Source organism: uncultured Sphingopyxis sp., from assembly GCF_900078365.1.
GTDB lineage: Bacteria > Pseudomonadota > Alphaproteobacteria > Sphingomonadales > Sphingomonadaceae > Sphingopyxis.
Genome location: NZ_LT598653.1, coordinates 1500970 through 1524955, shown reverse-complemented (window position 1 = coordinate 1524955; position 23986 = coordinate 1500970). Strand labels below are relative to the sequence as shown.

At 63.8% G+C, this 23986-nt stretch carries 22 protein-coding genes; 14 read left to right on the top strand and 8 right to left on the bottom strand.

What is annotated here, in order from left to right:
• Window positions 1-119 precede the first annotated feature (119 nt).
• On the top strand, window positions 120-1607 hold the full coding sequence (locus QZL87_RS06895) for an MFS transporter (protein ID WP_184100626.1): 1488 nt from the start codon (window positions 120-122) through the stop codon (window positions 1605-1607).
• A gap of 18 nt (window positions 1608-1625) precedes the next feature.
• Here the strand turns inward: QZL87_RS06895 and QZL87_RS06890 are convergent, their stop codons facing one another.
• Complete coding sequence (locus tag QZL87_RS06890; protein WP_184100624.1) at window positions 1626-2474, bottom strand: oxidoreductase; 849 nt, start codon at window positions 2472-2474, stop codon at window positions 1626-1628.
• A gap of 86 nt (window positions 2475-2560) precedes the next feature.
• Between QZL87_RS06890 and QZL87_RS06885 the strand changes: the two genes are divergently transcribed.
• The 4 genes from QZL87_RS06885 to QZL87_RS06870 all read left to right on the top strand — a co-directional run bounded on the left by QZL87_RS06885 (window position 2561) and on the right by QZL87_RS06870 (window position 6421).
• Window positions 2561-2890 carry an antibiotic biosynthesis monooxygenase gene (locus QZL87_RS06885; RefSeq protein WP_184100622.1) on the top strand — a complete coding sequence of 110 codons (330 nt, stop codon included), beginning with the start codon at window positions 2561-2563 and terminating at the stop codon, window positions 2888-2890.
• 212 nt (window positions 2891-3102) lie between these two features.
• Entirely contained in the window at window positions 3103-5232 is a 2130-nt protein-coding gene (locus QZL87_RS06880) for a TonB-dependent receptor (RefSeq protein WP_184100620.1), read from the top strand.
• 78 nt (window positions 5233-5310) lie between these two features.
• The gene (locus QZL87_RS06875; protein WP_184100618.1) at window positions 5311-5868 is read left to right on the top strand and encodes a hypothetical protein; all 558 of its coding nucleotides are present in this window, start codon (window positions 5311-5313) and stop codon (window positions 5866-5868) included.
• A gap of 31 nt (window positions 5869-5899) precedes the next feature.
• On the top strand, window positions 5900-6421 hold the full coding sequence (locus QZL87_RS06870) for a hypothetical protein (RefSeq protein WP_184100616.1): 522 nt from the start codon (window positions 5900-5902) through the stop codon (window positions 6419-6421).
• A gap of 20 nt (window positions 6422-6441) precedes the next feature.
• Here QZL87_RS06870 and QZL87_RS06865 read toward each other — a convergent pair whose 3' ends face one another.
• Window positions 6442-7032 (bottom strand): isochorismatase family protein, encoded by a 591-nt coding sequence (locus QZL87_RS06865; RefSeq protein WP_221235238.1) that lies wholly within the window; start codon window positions 7030-7032, stop codon window positions 6442-6444.
• Window positions 7033-7148: 116 nt separating this feature from the next.
• Here QZL87_RS06865 and QZL87_RS06860 point away from each other — a divergent pair, with 116 nt between their 5' ends.
• Window positions 7149-8555, top strand: coding sequence for an MFS transporter (locus QZL87_RS06860; protein ID WP_295325749.1), 1407 nt, complete (start codon window positions 7149-7151; stop codon window positions 8553-8555).
• A 3-nt stretch (window positions 8556-8558) separates the two neighbouring features.
• Here QZL87_RS06860 and QZL87_RS06855 read toward each other — a convergent pair whose 3' ends face one another.
• Both QZL87_RS06855 and QZL87_RS06850 read right to left on the bottom strand, forming a co-directional pair.
• Window positions 8559-9566, bottom strand: coding sequence for an aldo/keto reductase (locus tag QZL87_RS06855; RefSeq protein ID WP_246427302.1), 1008 nt, complete (start codon window positions 9564-9566; stop codon window positions 8559-8561).
• Window positions 9567-9577: 11 nt separating this feature from the next.
• Window positions 9578-10156 (bottom strand): VOC family protein, encoded by a 579-nt coding sequence (locus QZL87_RS06850; RefSeq protein ID WP_184100612.1) that lies wholly within the window; start codon window positions 10154-10156, stop codon window positions 9578-9580.
• Between the two features lie 230 nt (window positions 10157-10386).
• On the opposite strand from QZL87_RS06850, the gene QZL87_RS06845 reads away from it, so the two are divergent.
• The 4 genes from QZL87_RS06845 to QZL87_RS06830 all read left to right on the top strand — a co-directional run bounded on the left by QZL87_RS06845 (window position 10387) and on the right by QZL87_RS06830 (window position 14294).
• Complete coding sequence (locus QZL87_RS06845) at window positions 10387-12414, top strand: acetoacetate--CoA ligase (RefSeq protein WP_184100610.1); 2028 nt, start codon at window positions 10387-10389, stop codon at window positions 12412-12414.
• A complete protein-coding gene (locus tag QZL87_RS06840) occupies window positions 12407-12964 on the top strand; it encodes an NAD(P)H-dependent oxidoreductase (protein WP_184100609.1) in 558 nt (185 codons plus the stop codon). The genes QZL87_RS06845 and QZL87_RS06840 overlap by 8 nt, the downstream gene beginning before the upstream one ends.
• Window positions 12961-13539 carry a carboxymuconolactone decarboxylase family protein gene (locus QZL87_RS06835; protein WP_184100607.1) on the top strand — a complete coding sequence of 193 codons (579 nt, stop codon included), beginning with the start codon at window positions 12961-12963 and terminating at the stop codon, window positions 13537-13539. Before QZL87_RS06840 ends, QZL87_RS06835 begins: the two co-directional genes overlap by 4 nt.
• A 131-nt stretch (window positions 13540-13670) precedes the next feature.
• Entirely contained in the window at window positions 13671-14294 is a 624-nt protein-coding gene (locus QZL87_RS06830) for a TetR/AcrR family transcriptional regulator (protein WP_295325746.1), read from the top strand.
• A gap of 9 nt (window positions 14295-14303) precedes the next feature.
• Here QZL87_RS06830 and QZL87_RS06825 read toward each other — a convergent pair whose 3' ends face one another.
• From QZL87_RS06825 to QZL87_RS06815, 3 genes are read right to left on the bottom strand one after another with little or no spacing between them, the layout of a single operon-like run.
• A complete protein-coding gene (locus tag QZL87_RS06825; protein WP_184100603.1) occupies window positions 14304-15923 on the bottom strand; it encodes an acyl-CoA dehydrogenase family protein in 1620 nt (539 codons plus the stop codon).
• Window positions 15916-17124 (bottom strand): acetyl-CoA acetyltransferase, encoded by a 1209-nt coding sequence (locus tag QZL87_RS06820; protein WP_184100601.1) that lies wholly within the window; start codon window positions 17122-17124, stop codon window positions 15916-15918. The genes QZL87_RS06825 and QZL87_RS06820 overlap by 8 nt, the downstream gene beginning before the upstream one ends.
• Window positions 17124-18677 (bottom strand): OB-fold domain-containing protein, encoded by a 1554-nt coding sequence (locus QZL87_RS06815; RefSeq protein WP_295325743.1) that lies wholly within the window; start codon window positions 18675-18677, stop codon window positions 17124-17126. Before QZL87_RS06815 ends, QZL87_RS06820 begins: the two co-directional genes overlap by 1 nt.
• Before the next feature lie 102 nt (window positions 18678-18779).
• On the opposite strand from QZL87_RS06815, the gene QZL87_RS06810 reads away from it, so the two are divergent.
• The 4 genes from QZL87_RS06810 (at window position 18780) to QZL87_RS06795 (ending at window position 22813) form a co-directional block, all read left to right on the top strand.
• Window positions 18780-19523 (top strand): acyl-CoA dehydrogenase family protein, encoded by a 744-nt coding sequence (locus QZL87_RS06810; protein WP_184100597.1) that lies wholly within the window; start codon window positions 18780-18782, stop codon window positions 19521-19523.
• Window positions 19520-20671 (top strand): acyl-CoA dehydrogenase family protein, encoded by a 1152-nt coding sequence (locus QZL87_RS06805; protein WP_184100595.1) that lies wholly within the window; start codon window positions 19520-19522, stop codon window positions 20669-20671. The genes QZL87_RS06810 and QZL87_RS06805 overlap by 4 nt, the downstream gene beginning before the upstream one ends.
• A 41-nt stretch (window positions 20672-20712) precedes the next feature.
• Window positions 20713-21510, top strand: a complete 798-nt coding sequence (locus QZL87_RS06800) for a crotonase/enoyl-CoA hydratase family protein (protein ID WP_184100593.1) — start codon at window positions 20713-20715, stop codon at window positions 21508-21510.
• Window positions 21511-21589: 79 nt separating this feature from the next.
• Window positions 21590-22813 carry an FAD-dependent oxidoreductase gene (locus QZL87_RS06795; protein WP_184100591.1) on the top strand — a complete coding sequence of 408 codons (1224 nt, stop codon included), beginning with the start codon at window positions 21590-21592 and terminating at the stop codon, window positions 22811-22813.
• 331 nt (window positions 22814-23144) lie between these two features.
• On the opposite strand, the gene QZL87_RS06790 is transcribed toward QZL87_RS06795, so the two are convergent.
• Complete coding sequence (locus tag QZL87_RS06790) at window positions 23145-23975, bottom strand: AraC family transcriptional regulator (protein ID WP_295325738.1); 831 nt, start codon at window positions 23973-23975, stop codon at window positions 23145-23147.
• Between the last annotated feature and the right edge of the window lie 11 nt (window positions 23976-23986).

Sequence of the window (23986 nt, the reverse complement as noted above, 5' to 3'; positions counted from 1 at the left end):
CGCAGCTGCAAACTGTGTGGCGAAAAGGGAGAGCGACAATCACTAGAATCACCGAAGGAATGCGCGGGAACGAAAAAAAGCCTTCCCGCGCCAGTACGGCTTGCGAACGGCCTCACCTGATGGTGGATGACAAGCCAAGGCCGGCGCTTACGGCCAAAACGAAGATTCTCTATGGGCTGGGCTCGACGGGAACCGGCATCAATTTGCGGACATCGAACGCTTTTCTGATGATCTTCTATAGCCAGGCCATAGGAGTCCCCGCTGCCGCAGTCGCCACTGTGATGATGATCGCTGCAATCTTCGATGCGCTCGTCGATCCGTTCGTCGGACAAGTATCAGACAATTTGCGAACGCGTTGGGGCCGTCGCCATCCGCTGATGTATGCCGCGGCGCTGCCGACCGCGCTCGCCTATTTCCTGATCTGGTCGCCGCCGGATTTCCTGTCACCGTCCGCACTGCCGCTCTATCTGCTCGGCTGCCTGCTCGTCCTAAGATTCTGCGATACGCTGTTCGAGCTCCCCGCCGTTTCGCTCGCCCCGGAGCTGACGTCGGATTATGCCGGCCGTACGGGTCTCATCGCGGTTCGCCGCGCCTTCGAAATGGGGGGTGGCTATCTGATGGTGCTCGCCGGCTATGAATGGTTCATGCGCGAGACCGCGAACGGCGGCGGCGGCGTTTCGAGCCCAGAGGGCTACCATATGCTGGGGCTCGTCGGCGGGCTGATGATCTTCTCCACGATTCTTGTATCGACCTATTCGACCCATCGCTTCATCCCGTTTCTGAGCAGCCCGCCGCAGCGCAAACTGGCTTTCCGGGACTTCCTCCGCGAAATGAAGCAGACGCTCGACAACAAGGCGTTCATCATCATCGCGGCTGCGGGAGCGATCTATGCGACCGGAGTCGGGGTCACCCAGTCGCTGCAAGTATATCTCAACCTCTATTTCTGGGGGCTCAGCCAAGGCCAGGTTGCACTCCTGGCCACGATCCAGATACCCGCCAGCCTGCTTGGCGTCGCGCTCGCCCCTGTGCTCGTTCGCCGCTACGGCAAGAAATTCACCGCGATATTATTTCCCGCGCTCGCCCTGACCACGACGCTGGCCTCACCAACGCTGCAACTCCTAGGCCTGCTTCCAGAGGGATCAGCGCTCTTCGCCTATCTTGCGACCGAAGCTGTCATCTCGCAGGTGATGTTCGTGATCGGTGTCGCGACGGTGCCCTCGATGGTGGCCGATGTCGTCGAGGAGAGCGAGGTGAGGACCGGCCGCCGGTCTGAAGGGCTTGTCTTTTCCGCCGACAATATGGCGCGCAAGTTCGTTTCAAGCTTCGGCGTCTTCATCGCCGGGCTAATTCTGACCTTCGTCGCCTTTCCGGTCCGCGCCCATCCTGGCCAAGTCGACGGTGACGTCCTCAATCATCTCGTTCTGATGTGGATGGGTTCGATCACCCTCTTTATCGGCGGATCGATCGTCGTGGTCTCCTTCTTCCCGATCACACGTGAGCGGCACGAGAATAATCTCAGAATCCTGGCTGAACGCGGCGCACCGCTGCCCGCGGACGACGGCGCGTTGCTACCGCCCGATGAGGACCTCTCGCCGCGGCGGATCTGAAGGACGCCGCGCGCCGGCTCAGGCGGCGGACAAGTCGACCGGAGAATCGAAGTCGGTGGCGAGCGCGGCGGGTTCACTGGTGATGACCTCGGCTTCCATTTGCGCGATCCGGGCCCGCGCTCCGCGTAGCGCACTCGCGCCAAGGAGCAGGTTGAGCGGCGGGTTTTCATCGGCGGCAAGGGCCAGGATGGCGGCTGCGAACCGGGCAGGATCCCCTGCCTGCCGTCCGTCCCGCGCCGCACGCGCAGCGCGGGTTTCCGCAAGATGGCCGTAATGGCTGTCGCCCTCCTCGGTCCGGGTCAGCGAGCGGCCTGCCCAATCGGTCCGGAACGATGCCGGTAGCACCGCGGTCACCTTGATGCCGAACGCGCCCACTTCTTTTGCGAGAACTTCCGAGAGACAGTTGAGCGCCGCCTTGCTGCTCGAATAGGCGCCGATGGCGGGTGCCGCGCCGAGGGTGGTGGCCGACGAAATATTGATGATCCGGCCGGCTCCGCGCGCCCGCATCGACGGGATGACCGCCTGGCACAGCCTCAAGGCGCCAAACAGGTTGACGTCGTACAGGCGCTGCAAATCGGAAACGGCGATCGCCTCGAGCGGCCCTTCCCGCCCATAGCCGGCATTGTTGACGAGGACCGAAACCGGCCCAAGTGTGCGCTCGATTTCCTCGATCGCATCCGGGATCGCGCCATGATCGCCGACATCCAATATGCGCGCGTGCGCGCACCCCGGCAGATTCTCGAACGACCGAGCGTCCACCTCGTTGCGCACGGTTCCCACGACGGCAAATCCCGCTTCCAGCGCCGCGATCGCCATCGATCGGCCAAGGCCCGAGCTGACGCCGGTTATCAACCAAAGTTCCGTCACTTGTCGTTCCGCCTTTCCCTATTCCAACGCCAAAATATTGGAGTTTTCATTGACATATGTCAACTTCCAGACAATCTGAAAATCCCATGATCATTGTCATCGGCATCCTCGACCTTCGTCACTGCAACCTCGACGCCGCCGGGGCCGTCGCCGCAGAGCATATGGCGAGCGTCGCCGCACAGCCCGGTTGCGCGCATTGCAGCATAGCGGTCGATTGCACCGACCCGCATCGTCTTCATCTGACCGAACGTTGGGATACGCCCGAAGCATTTCTAGCAAATGGGAAAAGTCCACGCCAGAAGGCATTTTCGGATATGATCGGCGAGCTGGGCATTACCATCGTCGACCTGCGGGCCTGGGCGGCGGACGAGTGGATCGGCCTTCTGCAATCGGCTCCCAAAGACTCGACGCGATAGCCGGGTGGCGCTGGGGCGGGGCGGGCGCCGACATGCTTCAAGCGCGGCGTCGAGCGTACCGGTTCGATGTCGGCACACCCGTCAGCGGTGCGGACCACCCCGACGCAGCCGGATAGGAAAGGCCAGATCTCCAACAAAAACTTGACAGGTGTCAACTTCAATATAAGCTCCCATCCAAAGTCGACTTAGATTGACCAGGTGGGAGGAAAAACATGGGCAAGTCTTATCTATTATTGGGTGCGGCGGTCATCGCCCTGGCACCCGTATCGGCGTCGGCGCAGGAAACGCCGGGAAGGCCGTCACCCGCGCCGCAGACGGCCAGCGATAGCGGTGATATCGTAGTTACGGCACAGCGCCGCGAGGAACGCCTGCGCGACGTTCCGATTTCGATCACGGCCCTGTCCAGCGAAGCGCTCGAAACCAATAATATCGATTCGGCGCGCGACCTGTCGCTGGTCACGCCCGGCCTCAACTATTCGGTCCAGGGCATCTACGCGCAGCCGACGATCCGCGGTATCGGCACCCTGGTGACCACGCCGGGCGCCGACGCCAACGTCTCGCTTTACATCGACGGCGTCTACCAGCCCAACCAGGTGGGCAACGCGCTCGAATTCAACAATGTCGAGCGCATCGAGGTACTTAAGGGTCCGCAGGGCACGTTGTTCGGCCGCAATTCGACCGGCGGCGCGATCCGTATCATCACGTCCGATCCCGATCTGGTCGATGCCAGCCTGAAGGGCGGGCTGAGCTATGGCCGGTTCAACGCGGTCAAGGCGACCGTCTATGCCAGCCTACCGCTGTCGGACACGCTCGCGGTGAATGTCTCGGGACTCTATCGCCACGACGACGGCTTCGTGACCAACCTGTTCAACGGGCATAAGCTGAGCACGGTGAGTACCCGCGCTGTCCGGGGGAAAATCCTATGGCAGCCGACCGACAATCTCGAGATCGTGCTCGGCGCCAACTATGCCTACACCCGCGACAACACCGGTTACAGCTATCGTCCGCTTGGCGGCAACAACGCCTTCATCGGTCCGAACTTCGTGGTGCCGGCCAGCCGCTATGAGGTCGTTCTCAACGATGATCCTGTGTCGGGCGCCACCGTCAAAGACGCCAATCTGCGCATCAGCTGGGATGTGGGCGGCGGCACGATCAGCTCGATCACCAGCATCCAAAAGGCCCAGCCGAGCGTCTATTCGGACACCGATGGCTCGCCCGCGGGTCCGCCTGGACGCGATTACAACATCAACAACAAGACCTTTGCCGAGGATCTGAACTACACGAGCGATCTCGACGGCCCGTTCAACTGGACGATGGGGGCTTTCTTCTATGACGATAAATCGGAGCTGTTCCTCAAGAGCGGCCCGGTCGTCGTCTCGGGTTATGTCAAGACGCGCGCGGTCGCGGTTTATGGCGAAGCCAATGTCGACTTCACCGATCGCGTCCATCTGATCGCCGGGCTGCGCTACAGCGACGAACGCAAGCATGCAGTGGGGGGAACCGGCGGGCCGCCGCTGGTCGACACGACCGAAAAATGGGATGCGTTCACGCCGCGCGTTTCGCTTCGCTACGATCTGTCGAATAGCACCAACATCTATGCGTCGTTCAGCCGCGGGTTCAAGACCGGCAACTTCAACCTGCCGTCGCTGACCCCGGTCCCCGTCGATCCCGAAGAAGTGACCGCCTATGAAGTCGGCCTCAAGCGGAGCGGCGGCGGCTTCACCTTCAACATCGGCGCCTATTATTACGACTATAAAAACATCCAGGTGCAGATTGCGAACCAGGTCGGCAATGTCGCCGTCACCGTGCTGCAGAACGCCGCATCGGCCGAAATCTACGGCTTCGACTTCGATACGTCATATCAGGTCAACGACAATCTGACGCTGTTCGGCGGCCTCGCCTACAACCACGCCCGTTATGTCGATTTCACCGACGCATCGGTGTTCAATCCCATCATCATCAACGGCGAGCCGCGCGGCAATGTGCAGGTCGCCGAGGACGCCAGCGGCAACCATCTGATCCGGTCGCCCGACTTTACCTTCAACCTTGGCGGCACACTGACGATCCCGGTCGGAGGGGGCGCGATCGAGATTTCGCCGCTCGTCTCGCACAATGGTGGCTTTTACTGGGACCCGGGCGAACGGATCCGGCAGCCGGCGCATACGCTCGTCAACGGCCGCATCACCTGGCGCCCCGACGACGATCGCTACAGCATCTCGCTGTGGGGCGAAAATCTGCTCAACGAGGTCTATCTGATGCACGCGTCGCCGAGCGCGAGCGGAATCAACGGATCCTACGCGCGGCCGGTCACCTTCGGCGTGTCCCTCGACTTCAAATTATGAGCTTGTCATATGTTAAGATAAACCGGTTCGGGCCGCGGGTCGACCGGCGTCCCGCGTCGAACAACGAGGAGTAGAGCGATGCCTTATTTCTTTCACGACGATCCCGAGTTCTGGCATGTCGCGCCGCCCAGCCTGAAGCACGCCCGCGGACTGGCCGAGATCCGCGACATGAAGGCGGCGATGTTCGTGCTCGGCGAGCCCGACGATCTGGACGCCCCGCTCGCGCTCTTCGTGCGCATGCCCGAGGGTTATGTATCGCAGCGCCATAGCCACGACTGTTACCGCATGGAGTTGATGATCGAGGGCACGCACACGCGCGCCGATGGGACGGTGCTCAAGCCCGGGGACATTTCGACCAACAAGCCCGGCGAGGAATATGGACCGTTCGTTGTCGGCAAAGGCGGTTCCTATTCGCTCGAGCTGTTTTCGCGCGGCGCCGCAATGGTCCATACCAATGCGGAAAAAAGCGAGGCCGCCGCGGCCGTCGCCAAGCTGGTCGAAGCGGTCAACGATGGCACGATGACCGCCGACGAATTTCGTAGCAGCCCTGAGCTCGCGCGCTGGGGGAAGGAAGAGCTGGCGCGCGACTGGAAGGGCGAGCTCGAACGCATCGGCGCCGTGCTGCCCGCCGAATGATGCGATCGAGATCGAGATCGAGGACATAGACATGCCATATCATTTCCAGGACGACGCCGATTTCTGGGCCATAGCCCCACGCCGGTTGCGCTACGCAACGACGCTCGCCAAAGCCCAGCACCATCGGGCGGCGCTGTTCGTCCTCGGCGAGGAAGACAATCTCGACGCGCCGCTGGCGCTCGTCCTGCGCATGCCGGAAGGCTTCGTCGCACCGCGCCACAGCCATCCCTGCCATCGCCTGGAAATGGTGCTTGAGGGAACGCATATCCGCGAAGATGGCACCATTCTCGGCCCAGGCGATGTCTCCACCTCGCTCCCCGGCGAGGAATATGGTCCGTTCCTCATCGGCAAGGGCGGGTCCTTCTCGATCGAGATTTTCTCGAAGCAGTCGGCGATGACGCCGGAAAACAGCGACGAGAATCCGACGACGATCGCACTTGCGAAACTGATGGCGGCGCTCAATTCAGGCGCCATCACCCCCGAACAGGCGGCCGAGGATCCCGTGCTGCAGCAATGGGGTGCGGAAGCGATCGCGCGGAAGTGGGAACAATAGCAACGCCGGCCGCGATAGACCTATGTGCGTGCGGTCTCGATCGATTGGACGACCACATCGGCCGGCCGGACGTGGCCCATCCGCGCAAAGACCGCCAGCGAGGCATCATGCGCCGCCTCGCTCGCGGCCGATATCGCGTCGCTGACAAAAATCTGCTCGAACCCCAGTTCGAAAGCGAAGCGCGCGGTCGATTCCACACCGAAGTTGGTCGCGATGCCGGTCAGGATCAGCGTCTTGAGACCGCGGCGGCGCAGTTGCAGTTCGAGATCGGTGCCGTAGAAGGCACCCCATTGACGTTTTGTGACGACAAGGTCGCCGGCCTCCGGCGCCAGGGCCGGGACAAGATCGAAATAGTCCGCGGGGATCGAAGCCGGCATCGGCGGCCTAGGTTGATCGCACGGCGGCGCGAGCATATCGCCGCCGTCGGCGCTGATCGTCGCACGGACAAGGATCACGGTGCCGCCCGCCCGCCGCAGCGCTCGCGCGATCCGGACGCTGTTGTCGACGATCGCACCCGACGGATGCGGCTTCGTGTCCATCGCTACGATGCCGTTTTGCAGATCGACAACAACCAGTGCGGTGGTGCTGGGATCGATATCCAACAGCGTCATCAGCCTCTCCCTCTCATTATCAAGCGGCCTGCCCTCGCGCTTGACACATGTCAATATCCAACTAGCGTGACGACCAAGGTTCAATAGGACCGCAGCGATATTCCGGGAGATTGGACATGCAGGATGCGCAAGATAGCCTCCAGCCGATAGCGTCGCCCTATCCGCCGTTTCGTTACGCCGTCCTGGTCATCGCAATCCTGATGGTGGTCACGATGCTCGGGCAGCTCGACCGCAACCTGCCCTCGCTGCTCGTGGCGCCGATGCGCGAGGCGTTCGATATCACCGACACGCAGTTCAGCCTGTTCGGCGGCGCGTCTTTTTCGCTCTTCTATGCCCTTCTCGGACCGGTGTTCGGCGGGCTTGTCGACCGCAAGCACCGGCCGATGCTCCTGATCGGCGGGGTGCTCGGCTGGTCGCTGATGACCGGCCTGACCGCCTTCACCACCAGCTATTGGCAGATCCTGATTTGCCGCGCCGGGGTCGGCATCGGCGAGGCGGTGCTTGCCCCTGCCTGCTATTCGCTGATCGCCGACTATGTCGAACCCAGAAGGCGCGGCCGCGCTCTCGCCATCTATGTCATCGCGATCATGGCCGGCGGCGGCGCATCGCTGATCCTGGGCGGGGCGCTGATCGAAGCGCTGAGCGGCGCGTCGGCGCTGTTCGGCGGGATGGAGCCTTGGCGCATCGTTTTTCTCACCGTCGCGCTTCCCGGTCCGATCGCCGCCCTGCTCCTCCTCTTCGTCCGCGAGGTACCGCGTCAGGAACAGGGGCATTCAGCCGCGGTTGCGGACCCGGAGGAATTCCGCCGCTACCTCTCTGCCAATCGCGCGACCTTCGGCTTCCTTATCGCCGGCCAGGTTGCGCTCGGCCTCATCAACAATTCGATCTTCCCATGGATGCCGAGCTTTTTCGAACGTTCGCATGGCGTCGAGCCGCATAGTGCGGGGCTGGTCCTCGGATCGTTGATGATCGGCGCTGGCACGGTGGGGCTGCTCATCGGCGGCTGGCTCAGCGACCATTGGGCAAACACGGGCGCCAAAGGCGCGCGACTGCGGCCGATGTTCGTCGCTGCGGCAATCCAGATTCCGGCGCTGATCGTCTTCCCGCTCATCCCTAGCCTCACGCTAAGCTACGCCGCGATCGGCCTGCTGTTCCTCGGCACCAGCGTCACGCTTGCTGCAACGCCTTCAATGTACCAGGCGGTGACGCCGAACCGCATGCGCGGCCGGGTGGTCACCCTGTCGCTGCTCGCCAGCGGCTTGATCGGCTGGACGCTCGGGCCCAGCGCGACGGCGTTCATCACCGACTATGTCTTTCGGGACGATGCGGCTTTGCGTTATGCTATTCTCTGCGTTTCGATGCCGTCGGGGCTGCTCTTTCTTTTCTGCTCGTGGCGCGCCTTCGCGCCGTTCGTCGCCACCAACGAGTCGCTCTTCGGCGCATCGCAGGCCGACGAGGCGATATTGGACAGCGACCCGGCGGGCACGTCGCCGCTGGTCGACGCAGCCGCGCCGGCGCGTTGACCGTCAGGCGGGATCGCGGCCCGCCGCGTCGAGCAGCGCGATATGCTCGCCGTCGAGCACAAGCTCGACCGACTGCATGAGCTCCTCGAGCTGCGCAACACTTGTCGCGCTGGCGATCGGGCCCACGACGGCCGGCTTCGCGGTGAGCCAGGCAAGCGAAATCTGCGCGGGCGAAGCGCCCGTCTCGTTCGATATGCGCTTCAGCGCGGCGAGGACAGCCAACCCGCGTGCGTCGAAGAGCGACCCCAGCCGGGCGCCCCGCGCCCGGGCTTCGGTATCGGCCAGCGACTGATATTTGCCGGTCAGGAATCCCGACGCGAGCCCCGAATGCGGAACGACGCCGATATGGTTGGCGACACAGAAATCCTGGAGAGCGCCTTCATATTCGTCACGACGGATCAGATTATAGCCAGGCTGCACGACATCGAACCGCGGGCCCGCTCCGTCCGCTGCCAGCGCGCGAGCTGACTCCAGGCGTGCTACCGAAAAGTTCGACGCACCAATCGCGCGGACCTTGCCTGCGTCGATGAGCTTTCCAAAAGCTTCAAGTACGGCTTCCTGCGGTGTGTCGAGATCGTCGCAATGCGCGTAATAAAGGTCAATGCAATCGATGCCCAAGCGGCGCAACGACGCGTCGCATCCCGCGGCGATCCGCGATGGCGCAAGACCCTTTCCTCCTTCACCCGGCATCGCCCCGACCTTGGTTGCGATCTGAATCTTCGCGCGCGCGCCCGATGCGGCGAGCCATGCGCCGAGCATCTCTTCAGACTCGCCTCCGTGATGACCCGGCGCCCAGCGCGAATAGGAATCAGCAGTATCGATGAGGGTACCGCCATTGGCTGCAAAGGCGTCCAAAATCGCAAAGCTCGCCGACCTGTCTGCGGTCCATCCGAACACATTGCCGCCGAGCACGAACGGTATGGTCTGCACGTCGGTCGCCCCGAGCCGGCGGCGAGACGCATGCGAGGGCGCAGCGCCGTCCGGCGGCGCTTCAGGCTGGATCATGTCCATGTCGAGGGCCGTCAAGAAGTGGGTGCGGCAGCGGCCGCCTTGGCCTTTTGCGCTTCGAGATGCCGGTCAGCCGCCTCCTGATCATATTCCCACACTTTTTCTGCGGGCACGCCCTGCTCGAAATCCGCTAGCGCTTTTTCGGGATCGAAATAATAGCCGAAGAGGTTCTTCTGGAACGCCGGCGACGCCATGAAGGCTTTCGATTCCTCCATCGTCGCGAAGCGGTCGACGAAAAATTCGACCCCATTGCCGTCGGGATCGGCATAATAGAGCGACAGCGTCGGGCCGTGGTTGACACTTTCGACGGGGTGATACCCGCGTGCCTTCATATGCTTGTACTGTGCCATCAGGTCGCCGAGCGTGTCATAGGCATAGGCGACATGTTTGAGCGGGTTGAAAAAGGATTCGACCTTCTCGCCCGGAAACTGGGTGAAGGCGAAGCGGTGGTGTTCCTCATCGTACGAACCGATCACCGCGCGCGGGCTCTCGGCATAGACCTCGAGATCGAAGACATAGGTGTACCAGTCGACGAGACGCTTCAGGTCAAAGGTCTGGAGCACCACATGGGCGAAGCGGGCCGGCCGGGGCATAAACATCTCTCCTGTCCAATTTTGCCGGTCAATCTATAGCGACACTTGTCACGTGTCAATTGCATGCCGCGGAGGCGTTGCGGAGCCGGGCCGTCCTTCGGCGATCGGATATGGAACGGCACCGTGTTCGCGCCGCGCGCTTGACAGGGGTGGCCAGCATTCGCTAGCCAGACTTTACACATGTAAAGATCGTACGGCGGCGCGGCCGGCGGCGAAATTGGGAGACAGCCATGAAGGAAGGGACTTTGCTCTGGACACCACCGCCCGAGCGCTTTGCCCAGTCCAATCTCGAGCGCTACCGCATGTGGCTGCATGCCGAGCAGGGCCTGTTGTTCGGCGATTATGAGGAATTGTGGCGCTGGTCGACGGCCCATCCCGACACGTTCTGGGGTGGCATCTGGCGCTATTTCGACATTCTTTCGGACACACCCTACGACCGGGTTCGCACCGGCACCGGAATGCTCGACACCCAATGGTTCGTCGGATCCCGCGTCAATTTTGCCGAACATGCGCTGCGGCACGAAAGCGTCGACCCCGACAGCGTCGTCTTTTGCCATTCAAGCGAGATCCGTCCGCTTGCGCAGATGAGCTGGGGCGAACTCGGCGGTGCGGTGCGGCGCATGGCGACGCGCCTGCGCGCCATGGGCATCGCCCCGGGCGACCGCATCGTCAGCTACATGCCCAATATCCCCGAAACCGCGATCGCGATGCTGGCGACGACCGCGATCGGCGCTGTCTGGTCGGCGGCGGCGCCCGAATTCGGCGCGCCTACCGTCATCGAACGCTTCGGCCAGATCGAGCCCAAACTGGCCTTCTTTGCCGATGGCTACAGCTTTGGCGGTAAGGCGTTCGACCGGCGCAGCGAAATCGCGGCGATTACCGACGCCCTGCCCAGCCTCGAGACGATCGTCTGGCTCGATTATGCAGGCTTCGACGCGGCGCCGCCCTCCCCTATCGCGTCGCACAGCTTTGCCGACCTGCTGGCGGGGCCGCCGATTCCGCGCGAAGATTTTCGCTACGAACGCGTCCCGCATGATCACCCCCTGTGGATCCTTTTCTCGTCGGGAACCACCGGCCTTCCCAAGGCGATCACGCATAGCCACGTCGGGATCGTCGCCGAGCATCTGAAGGTCAAGAATCTTCACATGAACCTCAGCCCCGCCAAGCGGAATTTCTTCTACACGACGACCGGCTGGATGATGTGGAATTCGGTCCTCTCGTCGATGCTCGCAGGCAGTTCGGCTGTTCTTTACGACGGCAGCCCGGTGTTCGGCGGGATCGACGCTCTGTGGCGTATCGCGTGCGACGCGCGCGCGACGGTTTTCGGCGCCAGCCCGACGCTGGTGCAAAGCATGCGCGCCGCCGGGGTCAAGCCCTCCGAGCGGTTCGACGTGTCGTCGATTGACACGATCTTCGTCGGCGGCGCGCCCGCAACGCCCGATATCTTCGCCTGGTTCTACGAGAATGTCCGCGACGATGCGTGGGTCGTCTCATCGTCCGGCGGCACCGAATTGTGCAGCGCGCTGGTCGGCGGTGTGCCGGGCAAGCCAGTGCGCGCGGGCGAAATCCAGGGGCGGCAACTGGGGATGGACGTCCATAGCTGGAGCGACGACGGCGACGAGCTGACCGGCGAGATCGGCGAACTCGTCGTCACCAGCCCCTTCCCCTCGCAGCCCATCTATTTCTGGGGCGACGAAGGGCAGAAACGCTACCACGCAAGCTATTTCGAGACCTTCCCCGATGTGTGGCGTCACGGCGACCTGATCAAATTCACCGACGACGGCGGCTGCTATATCTATGGCCGCTCGGATTCGACGCTCAACCGCTTCGGCGTCCGCATCGGCACCGCCGAAATCTATCGCGTGCTCGAAGGCGTGGCGGAAGTTTCCGACAGCCTGATCGTATGTTGCGAAATGCCGGACGGCGGCTTTTACATGCCGCTGTTCGTCAAGCTCGCGCCTGGGCACAGCCTCGACGCCGACCTGGTCAAGCGGATCAACCGCCAGTTGCGCGAACAGGCGAGCCCGCGGCACGTCCCCGACGAAATCGTCGCCGCGCCGTCGATCCCCTTCACCCTCACCGGCAAGAAGATGGAGGTTCCGGTGCGCAAGCTGCTGATGGGCCAACCCGCAAGCAAAGTGGCGAGCCGCGACGCGATGGCCGATCCCGGCGTCCTCGACTGGTACGCCGATTTTGCGAACCGGCCGGAAGTCGCGGCGCTCCGCCGCACCGCGAAAGAAGGCGCACCGGTTGCCTGATGTCGCCGTCCTGATCGGCAGCCTGCGCCAAAACTCGTTCAGCCGGCGGCTTGCCGATGCGATCGCCCGGGTTTCGGGCCCGCGGCTTACCTTTCGCATGCCCGACCTGCGGTTGCCGCTCTACGACGACGACGAATTCCGCGACGCCCCGCCAGAGAGCGTCGCGGCGATGAAGGCGTGCGTCAGCGCCGCCGACGCCATCCTGTTCGTGACCCCCGAACATAATCGTTCGATCCCCGCGGCACTCAAAAACACGATCGACTGGGGATCGCGGCCACGCGGGCAAAGCTGCTGGGCCGGAAAACCCGCTGCGATCGTCGGCGGTTCGATCGGTCTGCGCGGCGCCGCCATCGCGCAGGCGCATTTGCGCAGCATGTTGGTTTCGCTGGAATGCCGGCTCCTTGGCCAGCCCGAACTTTATATCCACTACACGCCCGACAATCTCGCCGCGCTGGAATCGCCCGGCACGGACCAGGTGCTCGCCGGTTTTGCAGCCAAGTTCGAGGCCTGGATCTTGCACCAGTCCGAACGAAGGGAAACCCGCCCATGACCCGCATTGCCCTGCTGACTGACGAGGAGGCGGCACCGGCCGCGCGCGCGATTTTCGATGAGATGACAGGCCGCGGCGCCAAGATTCCGGACCTGTACCGCCTGCTCGCCCACGCACCCGACTTGTTCGAGGCCTGGACCCGCCTCGCTTGGCCGCTTCGGAGCGCAGAGCACACCGAACGAGGGCTCCGCGAACTGCTGATCATGCGCGTCGCCATATTGACGCGCGCCGAATATGAATGGGCGCATCATTGGGGGCTCGCCGTCGCTGCCGGCGTCGACGAGCAAAAGCTTCATGCCCTGGCAGCGTGGCGCGGATCCCATCTCTTCGACGAAACCGAACGGCATGCCCTCGCCTTCGCCGATGCGCTCATCGAAGGCGGCGAGGTGCCGCCCGATATTTATGCGGCGTTGTCGGCGCATTTCGCGCCGGCACAGATGATCCACCTTGCCCTCACCATATCCTTCTATGTCTGCGTCAGCCACATGGCATCGGCGTTCGAGCTGAGCCTCGAGCCCGCCTATGCGGGCAAAACACCTCTGCCCGCCGCCGGTGTACCGTGCGCCGGCCGGTGAGCGGGCGGGATCCTCGCTCTCCGCGCTTGGCGGCTGACCGCCCGCCTGTTAGGAGCGTCCTGCAGGATAGAGGTTTGGGATACATGACGGGGCGAAAGACCGAAGCGGCAAAATCAGAGGATCTGGCTCAGTTGAACACGCGCGATCGCATTCTGGCGGTCGCACGGAGTATCGTCGATGAGAAAGGCGAAGCAGCGGCGACGATGAAAGCTGTCGCCAAGGGCGCCGGCGTTTCGCGGCAGGCCGTCTATCTCCATTTCTCCGACCGGTCGCAACTGCTGTCTGCGCTGTCGGATTATATCGACGAGAAACTCGGCATCGGCGACTGGATGGAGCAGATCGAGGCGCTCGACAGCGGCATTGCGATGCTCCGGATGCTCGCGGTAACTCGCTGCCAGCGCAGCGTCGGTCTCGTGACCCTGGTGCGTTCCGTCGAAAGCGACCGGTTCCGTAATCAGGCCGCAAGTTCTGCTTGGTTCCGCCGCCATTGGTGGAATATCGCCTGGGTCGAACGGGTGATCGTCAGGCAGCTGCATACCGAAGGCCTGTTACATCCGAGCTGGATCATGCGCGATGCGGCGACCTTCCTCGTCACGCTGTTCGCGCTACGCAATTGGGACGATCTGACCCAGGTCGGCGGCTGGTCGACCGATCATTATATCGAGACATTGAGTGCCGTTGCGGTGGCGGCGCTCACCAGCCCGAACACATTGCCGAAGGACGATGCGGCGGGCTCGGACAAGACGGGCCGCTAGGCGTCAGTCTTATGCGGCGACAAGGTGACGGGCGATGATCATCGCCTGTATTTCCGCAGCGCCTTCGAAGATATTCAGGATACGGGCGTCGCACAGGATCCGGCTGATTTCGCTCTCGATCGCATAACCGTTGCCACCATGGATCTGCAGCGAATTGTCGGCTGCGGTCCACGCGACACGCGCGGCGAGCAGCTTGGCCATTCCGGCCTCGACATCGCAGCGCAGCCCCTTGTCCTTCTCGCGCGCGGCATGGTGCGCGAGCTCACGCGCCGCCACGATCTCGACCAGCATCATCACCAGCTTGTCGGAAATGCGGGCGAAGTCGATAAGCCGCTTGCCGAACTGGCGTCGTTCGAGCGCATATCCAAGTCCGAGCTCATACGCGCGCCAGGCGACACCGATAGCGCGCGCCGCGGTCTGAATGCGCGCGCCCTCGAAAGTTTTCATCAGCTGGCGAAAACCCTGCCCTTCCACGTCGCCGAGCAACGCGTCGGATGAAACGGAAAAATCGTCGAATGCCAGTTCATACTCGCGCATCCCCCGATAGCCGAGGACCGCAATCTCGCTGCCCGACATGCCGTCAGCGGGAAACGGCTCCGCATCGGTCCCGCGCGGCTTCTCGGCAAGGAACATGCTGAGGCCCGCGTTGCCGGGACCACCGGTGCGCGCAAGCAAGGTCATCAGGTCGCTGCGTGACGCGTGCGTGATCCAGGTTTTCGCGCCGGAAATCGACCAATGCCGGCCCTTTTGCTTCGCCTGGGTGGCGAGTCCGGCGAGATCCGAGCCGGCGCCGGGCTCGGTAAACACCGCAGTCGGCAGCACCGATCCATCGGCGATCGCGGGCAGCCAGCGTGCCCGCTGCTCGGGTGTACCGGCCAACCCGATCAGTTCGCCCGCGATTTCGCTGCGCGTGCCGAGCGAGCCGATGCCGATCCATCCGCGCGACAGCTCTTCGGTCACCACGCACATCGCCAGCTTGCCGAGGCCGATACCGCCATATTCGGGCGCGACACAAATGCCGAAGGCGCCCATCGCCCCGAGTTCGGCGATCAGGCCATCGGGGACCAGCGCGTTGTCGAGATGCCAGCGATGGGCATGAGGGGTTACGCGTTCTGCGGTGAAGCGGCGAAACTCGCGGCGGATCGCGTCAAGCTCGGCATCGCCCAGACTTTCCTCGATCTGACCGCCCGATGCGATATGAAGCGCGAGATCGCGGCGCGCCGCGGCGCTGTTGGCGGCCATGGCACTGGCGATCTCCGGCCGGCGAAACACCACCCCGGGAAGGAGACCGAAATCGCTCGGCCGCACAAACTCGTTTCCGCTCATCGGCAAGCCGCCCGCAATCTGGGCGGCATATTCGCCAAAGGCGATATCGAGGAGAAGGCGTTCGGGCTCACCCGGATTTTCGAGTCGATCGGCCCAGTCGAGCAGCGCCGCGAGCGCCTGGATGGTCGTTTCGATCCAGGCAAGTCCGTGCAGCATGCGCTGCTCGTCGTCATGACCGCCAGCGTCGAGACGCGCCCGCGCCGCGGCCCGCGCCTGGCCTGCGAATTCGCGTAGCGTCGCCAGCGTCGCACGATGGGCGCTGGCGTCCACGCCGTCGCCAGCTCCGTGCGGCGCCTCAGGCATCGTGCGTCCCGATGATCGCAACCGCCGAAACATTCTGGCTCGGCATGCCTCCCAGATTATGACTCAGCGCGAGGCTCGGCAGCGATGTCCGCTGGCGAGGCCCCGCTCTCCCGAGCAGCTGCAGGTAATTTTCGTAGATCATGCGCAGGCCTGACGCGCCGATGGGATGACCGAAGCATTTAAGCCCGCCATCGATCTGGCACGGTATCGCCCCATCGGCGTCGAAGAGGCCGTCAAGCACGTCCTTCCACCCTTGCCCTTCCCTCGAGATATGAAGATCTTCCATCGTAACCAGTTCGGTCACCGAAAAGCAGTCGTGCACTTCCATCAGGCTGATCTGCTCGCGCGGCCGCGTGATCCCGGCTTCTTCATAGGCCTTCGCGGCGGCAATTCGGGTCGTATGGAAATAGCTCCCGTTCCAGCCACCGCCTTGCTGGGCCTCCCATCCGTTCGAGGCCGAGATCTGCAGCGCCTTGACGGTCACCGGATCGCGCTTCCCGAAAGCCCGCGCGATCTCCGGGGTCGTGACAATCGCGCAGGCGGCCCCGTCGGACACGCCGCAGCAGTCGTACAGGCCCAAGGGTTCGGCGATCATCGGCGCGTTCAGCACCGTATCCATATCGATGGGCTTGCGCAGATGCGCCTTGGGGTTCTTCGCGCCATTGGCGTGGCTCTTGACCGACACATGCGCCATGGCGCGCTTGAGATCGGCCTTCCCGACCCCGTGCGCCGCGCGATAGGCGCTGGCGAGCTGGGCAAAATTGCCCGGTGCCGAACCGGTCACGCCGACCATGTCGAACGTCGTGCCGCGCGAGCGTACCGGCAAGCCGCCATAGCCTGTGTCTTTCAGCTTCTCGACGCCGAGGGCCAGCGCGATATCGGCGGCGCCCGACGCGACGGCGTAGACTGCGCCGCGAAAGGCCTCGGTTCCGCTCGCGCAATAGTTTTCAACCTTCGTCACTCCGATGTTGCGTAGCCGCAACGCGGTCGCCAGCGGAATTCCCGACGGCCCGATATTGATCGCGTCGAACGCGACCGACAGCCACGCCGCGTCGATCTCGCTCGTCTCGATTCCCGCATCGGCGATCGCCTCTTCATAAGCCTCGACCATCAGCGTCTCGGCATCGTCGGCCCAGCGTTCGCCAAAGCGTGCGCATCCCATGCCCAATATGGCGACCTTATCCTTGATACCACGCGCCATCAGCCCGCCTCCCCGGTCCGCACGGGGACCGCTTTCCAGAAATATTTGACGAACCCACGCTGCGCGTCGAACGCCTTGATACGGAACACCATCCGCATTTCGCGCCCGACTTCGACATCGTCGGCGACCACGTCGGCGAACTCGACGGTCATCCGTCCTCCGCCGTCAAAGTCGATCACGCCGTAATAGCCGGGCGGATCGGGCGAATAAGCGAGGGCGTCGGCCGTATAGGTGACCACGCGCGCGCGCCGGTCGGCCAGCGGATAATCCTCCTGCGTGTGTGCCGCAGGATTATTGGGATTGACCGAGATCTCGCTCTTGGGGAACTGGACCGTACCGGTCTGCGTGCAGCGCCCGCCAACGAGCCCAAGCACGGCCTTCCGATTGCGCCACAGGGTCGTACCGGGCTGCTTCTGGTCGAGCTCGGCGCGCATCCCGCGCTCAAGGTCGTACAGGCCGCGATGAAAGAGCCAGCGCAGATAATTCATATCCTCGACCCGGTCGGCCAGCGTCGCGGCGACGCTGCGGCGACGCTGGCCATCGGCAATCGCATCGGTGGTTTCGAAAATCAGGATATCGACGCCTTGGCCGAAACCGACGAGCAGGATGCGCTCGCCCGGCCCGGCCGCCTCGAGTGCGGACGCCAGCAGCAGGATGGGGTGCGCAGCGCCGCTATCGCCGACGCTATCCGCAAGCCGGTCGGCGACCGCTTCGGCGGAAATGCCCAGCCGCCGGGCGAGCCCTTCCGCAACACCCTTCGCCGTAATCGGCACGATGAAGCGATCAATCGCCGCGGCGTCGACGCCGATCTTCGCCAACCCGTCCGCGAGAGCCGTAGCGACCATGGCGCCATAGCCCTCGTCACGGATCCAGCGCCCCTCCCAGCCATAATCGAAATCGGCGCCGCTCTCGCGCACATGATCGACAAAATCGATGGTCACGCTATGCGCGCCGACCAGCGTCGCGATCGCTTCGCCGTCGCCCACGATGAGTGCGGCAGCGGCATCGCCGGAGGTCATTTCCGCTTCCGAACCGGGACGCGACTTGCGCATGTCGGCGGCAACAAGCAGTTGCGCGCTCGCGCCGCCGGCGGCGGCCGCCAACGCCTGGTTCAAACCAGTCGTCGCCGTGCGCCGGCTGCCCGCGAGATCGAAGGCGCCGGTCGCATCGGCCAGGTTCAAGGCCTCCTTCACGACACCTGCATTGCTGCGATCCGCGAAAGGCAAAGTCGTCGATGCCAGCGCGACCGAACCGATCGCGGCGCGGTCGAAATCGCGCAGCGACGCCCGCGCGGCCTCGACCGCCATCGTGATGCTGTCCTCGTCCCAGCCCGCGATCGCGCGCTCGCCGCGGGCCAGCCCCTTGAGCCCGCCCGCAAACCAGCCGTTCGCGGCATGGATCGCCGCGCGCTGGAGACGGCGGCGGGGAATATAGGCGCCACAGGCAAGAATCCCGATCGTCATGCAAGGGATTCCCAGCTGGAGGCCCCAGAAATATATACTCGTGTAAAGTTGATATGACTGATCGTCATTACCCGATTCCCATTGCATCATGAAATTTCTCGGTAGCTAACTTGACACGTGTATACAATGTATAGAATGGGCTTCAGGCGAAAAAGCCGGCACGCGCCGGGACCAGAACGGCAGGAGAGAGAGATGGACGAAGCCACAATGCTCCGCGACGCCGCGATGCGGCTTTTTGCTGCGAACTGCGACTGGCCAGCAGTCGAAGCCATGGGCTTGCCGCTGGCGCTCGTCAGTGAGGACCGTGGCGGATTCGGTATCGATCCTGTCGATGCGTTGGCCATCGTTCGGTTGGCAGGCGAGGCTTTGGTGCCCCTCCCGATAGGGGAAACGATGGTGGCCAATGCGGCGCGGGCGGCGGCGGGCGACGCGTTGCTAGACGGTCCCGCGAATGCGAGTGATGTGCCTCTGCTCGGCGGAGCTATCGTGCGATCGCTGCAATGCGCCGGCGCGCTGGCGCGCGTGCTCGATATGACGATCGACCATGTCAACACGCGCGAGCAGTTCGGCCGACCCTTAGCGCGGTTCCAGGCCGTGCAGCATGGCCTCGCGCAGCTCGCCAGCGAAGTCGCGGCCGCAGGCGCGGCCGCCGACCATGCCGCCGCCGCCTTCACGCGCGCTCCCGAGGAAGCAGAAGTCGCGGTCGGTGCCGCGCGCGTGCGGATCGGCGAAGCGGTCGGCATCGCCGCAAGCCTCGCACATCAAATGCACGGCGCCATCGGCTTCACTCAAGAACATGCCCTGCATCGCTACTCCACCGCGCTGTGGCGATGGCGCGACGAATATGGCGGGCACCCCTATTGGGCACGCAAGGTGGGCGCCGCGGCGATCGCGGCCGGACCAGGCGCTTTTTGGCCGATGGTGACGGCAGCATGAGCCTTCTCGACTTCCCCGCGCCGGTCGAGACCGACGCCACCAGATCACTCCGCGCCGAAGTCCGAAACTTTCTTGCAGACCAGCTTGCCGATCGCTCGCCGCTCCAGCGCGCCGAAAGCTGGAACGGGTTCGACCGCGACTTCACCCGGGCCATGGGTCAGCGCGGCTGGCTCGGCATGACCTGGCCCAAACGCTATGGCGGCCACGAACGCAGCGCGTTCGAACGCTATGTCGTGGTCGAGGAAACCCTCGCCGCGGGCGCTCCGGTCGCGGCGCATTGGTTTGCCGACCGGCAGAGCGGGCCGATGCTGCTCAAATATGGCACCGAAGCCCAAAAGTGCGAGGTCTTGCCACGAATCGCGCGCGGCGAAGCCGTGGTCTGCATCGGCATGAGCGAGCCTGGATCGGGCTCCGACCTTGCGGCTGCCCGCACCCGCGCCGTGCGCGATGGCGACATGTGGCGCGTCACCGGCACGAAATTGTGGACGACCAACGCACATCGCGCCGACTATATGGTCCTGTTCTGCCGCACGAGCGGAACGCCGGCGGATCGACAGGCAGGCATGAGCCAGCTGCTGGTCGATCTCGGGAAGACCCACGGTATCACCATTCGACCCATTATCGATCTCGACGGCAAGCATCATTTCAACGAGGTCCATTTCGAGGATGTCGCCATCCCCGCCAACGCATTGATCGGAACCGAGGGCCAGGGCTGGAGCCAGGTGATGAGCGAACTCGCCTTCGAACGCTCGGGACCTGAACGTTTCCTCTCGTCGATGCAGCTGTTGATCGAGCTCATCGGCGCGCTGCAACATGCCGACGATGACGCGAGCCTGCTTGCCGTCGGCCGGCTCACGTCGCATCTCATCGTCCTCCGGCGTCTTTCACGCGGGGTCGCCGCCTTGCTCGAGGCCGGCGAAAACCCGGGCCTGCAGGCCGCCATCGTCAAGGATCTGGGCGCCTTGTTCGAACAGTCCATCCCCGAAATCGCCCGGACGCTGGTCGATGCGGTTCCCGATGCCAGTTCGACACGCGATTTCGCCGCCGTCTTGCAGCGAACGATGTGGAACGCGCCAAGCTGGTCTCTGCGCGGCGGAACCCGCGAGATACTGCGCGGCATCATCGCCCGCGGCCTGGGGCTCCGCTAGGCCGGGAAGGCCCGTCAGCCTGAAGAAGAGGAGAAGTATCGATGACCATCATAAGCCTGCGGAAGGAAGGGCCGGTCGCGATCCTGACCCTCGATCGCCCCGAGATGATGAATGCGCTGGGCGAGCCCGGTGACGGAGACGCCGTAAGTGCGGCCTGCGCCGCGATCAACGGCGATCCCGATATCCGCTGCGCGATCCTGACCGGCGCCGGCAAGGCCTTTTCGGCTGGCGGTAATGTTAAGGCGATGGCCGACCCCGAGGCGGTCTATAATGGGTCGGTGATGGGCGCGCGCAGCCAGTATCGCGACAATATCCATCGCATGCTCCGGGCGCTGTACGGCCTTGACGTGCCGTTGATCGCCGCGGTCAACGGGCCTGCCATCGGCCTCGGCTGCGATGTGGCGTGCCTCGCCGACATTCGGCTGGCCTCTCCGAGCGCCAGATTCGGGGTGACCTTCCTGAAGCTCGGTCTGGTCCCTGGCGATGGCGGCGCCTGGGTCCTGCCGCGTGCGATCGGCATGAGCCGTGCCGCCGAACTCTTCTTCACGGGCGACGTCATCGATGCACCCACCGCCGAAAAATGGGGGTTGGTGAGCGAGGTTGCCCCCGCCGAAAAGCTGATGGAGAAGGCGCTAGCTCTCGCGATGCGTATATCGGCACAGGGTCCGCACGCCTTGCGTCTCACCAAGGCGCTCCTGCGGCAGGGACGCGACAGCGACTATTCCGCAGCACTGGAGGCCGCTGCGAATGCCCAGGTCATCGCGCATCAGACTGCCGACTTCCGGGAGGGCGCGGCGGCGCTTCTCGCCAAACGGAACGCGAACTTCACCGGGGCATGATTGGGCAGCAAGGTTTTGCGCGAGCGACCGAAGCGAGCAGCATTCTGTATGCGGACATATAATCGAGAGGTTGGAAGCGATGCAGTTCGACGTGGTGATTGTGGGCGCTGGCCATGGCGGGGCGCAGGTGGCGATCATGCTGCGGACGCAGAAGTTTGAAGGCAGCATCGCGATCATCGGCGACGAGCCCGAACTGCCCTATGAACGCCCGCCGCTGTCGAAGGAATATTTCGCGGGCGAGAAGGAATTCGAACGTATCCAGCTGCGTCCCGCCAAATATTGGAACGAGCGTGAAGTCACCATGCTGCTCGGCAAGCGCGTCGTCGCGGTCGATCCGGCGGCGCATAGCGTGACCACCGACGGTGGCGAGACGATCGGTTACGGCAAGCTCGTCTGGGCGACGGGCGGCGCTCCGCGCATGCTGCCGGTCCCCGGCTGCGACCTGCCCGGCGTGCAGGGTGTGCGCACCCGCGCCGACGCCGACGCGATGAAGGCGGCGTCCGAAACGGCGGATCAGATCGTCGTGATCGGCGGCGGCTATATCGGGCTCGAGGCCGCGGCGGTGCTGCGCAAGGCGGGCAAGAAGGTTGTCCTCCTGGAAGCGCTCGACCGTGTCCTCGCGCGCGTTGCAGGCACCGAACTGTCGCGCTTCTATGAACGGGAGCATCGCGAGCATGGCGTCGACTTGCGGCTCGGGGTGTCGGTCGAGGCGATCGAAGGGGAGAGCTATGTCACCGGCGTCCGGCTCGCCGACCGCGAAGTGATTCCCGCCGATCTCGTCATCGTCGGAATCGGTATTGTTCCCGCGGTCGAACCACTGATCGCCGCGGGGGCCGAGGGGGAGAACGGCGTACTCGTCGATGCGCTCTGCAAGACGAGCCTGCCCGACATCTATGCGATCGGCGACTGTGCGGCGCACGAGAATCATTTCGCCGACGGCATCGTGATCCGACTGGAATCGGTGCAGAATGCCAACGACCAGGCGAATACCGTGGCCAAGGGCATTGTCGGGGACGAGGCGCCCTATCATGCGATCCCGTGGTTCTGGTCGAACCAGTATGATCTGAAGCTCCAGACCGCGGGCCTCTCGACCGGGCACGATCAGACGGTCGTGCGCGGCGACATCGCGAGCCGCAGCTTCTCGATCGTCTATCTGAAGGACGCGCGGGTGATCGCGATCGACTGCGTCAACGCGACGAAGGACTATGTCCAGGGCCGGATGATCGTGACCGCGGGGCTCCGCGTGACCGCCGAAAAGCTCGCCGATACCGAAACGCCATTGAAGGCGCTGCTGTCGGATTAAATGTGTTGGAACCTGCGGTCGCGTCCTGGATTGTGGCCGGGCCCGGATCGTCAGCTATTCGCGGAGCAGCATCCAGAGCGGACATCTATCGAGTTACACAGACGTGTTCGCTCCAAGAGATGATGTCCGTTACATTCGGTCAAGAGTTCGAAGCGTCCGTTTAGGGCGCAAAGCCGCCAATGGAACCGGGATGGACTGTAGGGGAATTTGTGTCGTTGTTAGTTGTCTCCTAATGTTAATCGTTGCTACTCATTGTCATCCAAACGGCACACGAATGCAGCTAAGTACCTGAATTATTGCACTAAAATAACGGCCTCTTAATCAGCGGGTCCTAGGTTCGAGCCCTAGTGCGTCCACCATTTCCTTCAAAGATAGGTCGAGCATTTTCGCGGTCTTCGGCCGATGCGCCGGGCGCTTTTTCGCGCCGCCGCATTTCGGTCGGCGTCAGGCCGTAGCGGCGCACGAAGGCGCGCGTGAAGCTGGCGTTGCTTTGATAGCCGCAGCGATAGCCGACGCTCGAGATCGGCAGGTCGCTCAGCGACAGCAACATCCGCGCATGCGACAGCCGCCGCTCGCTCATCGCCTCGGCGACGGTGCATTTATACATCTCGCGAAAGCCCTGCGTCAGCTTGGCCTTGCCGAGCCCCGATCGCCGCGCGATCTCGGCCACGGTCAATGGCTCGCGCCAGTCTTCACTGACCAGCTGGTGCGCGGCGGCGACGCGCTTGGCGTCCATCTCGCTGAGCGTCGTCTTGCCATGGAATTCGACCATTCGGTGCTCTTCGAGCGCGCCGAACAGCCGGCAGAGCAGTTCGAGGCTGCGCGCGACGCGAAGCATCCCCGCCACTTCGCTTTCGCCCTCGACCGCGACGAGCGCGCGGCCGAGCTCGCGCAGGTCGGCAGAGAGATACCAGCTGCCCTTCACGCTCGGCAGCAGGCCGAACATGCGTAGGCACGCGGTGCGGCTGATCGCGAACAGCAGGATATGGCCGCTCGCCTCGTCGCCGATTTCCTCACCCGCCAATATGCTGACCGCGGGCTCACCCATGTCGCCGAAGCCGACAACGATCGGCTCGGGCGGCAACCACGCCGGATCGAGCTCCCCGCGCCCGATGAAGCTCGCGAATTCCGCCGATATGATGATGGCGCGCTTGTGTGTCATCGAACCTGCCA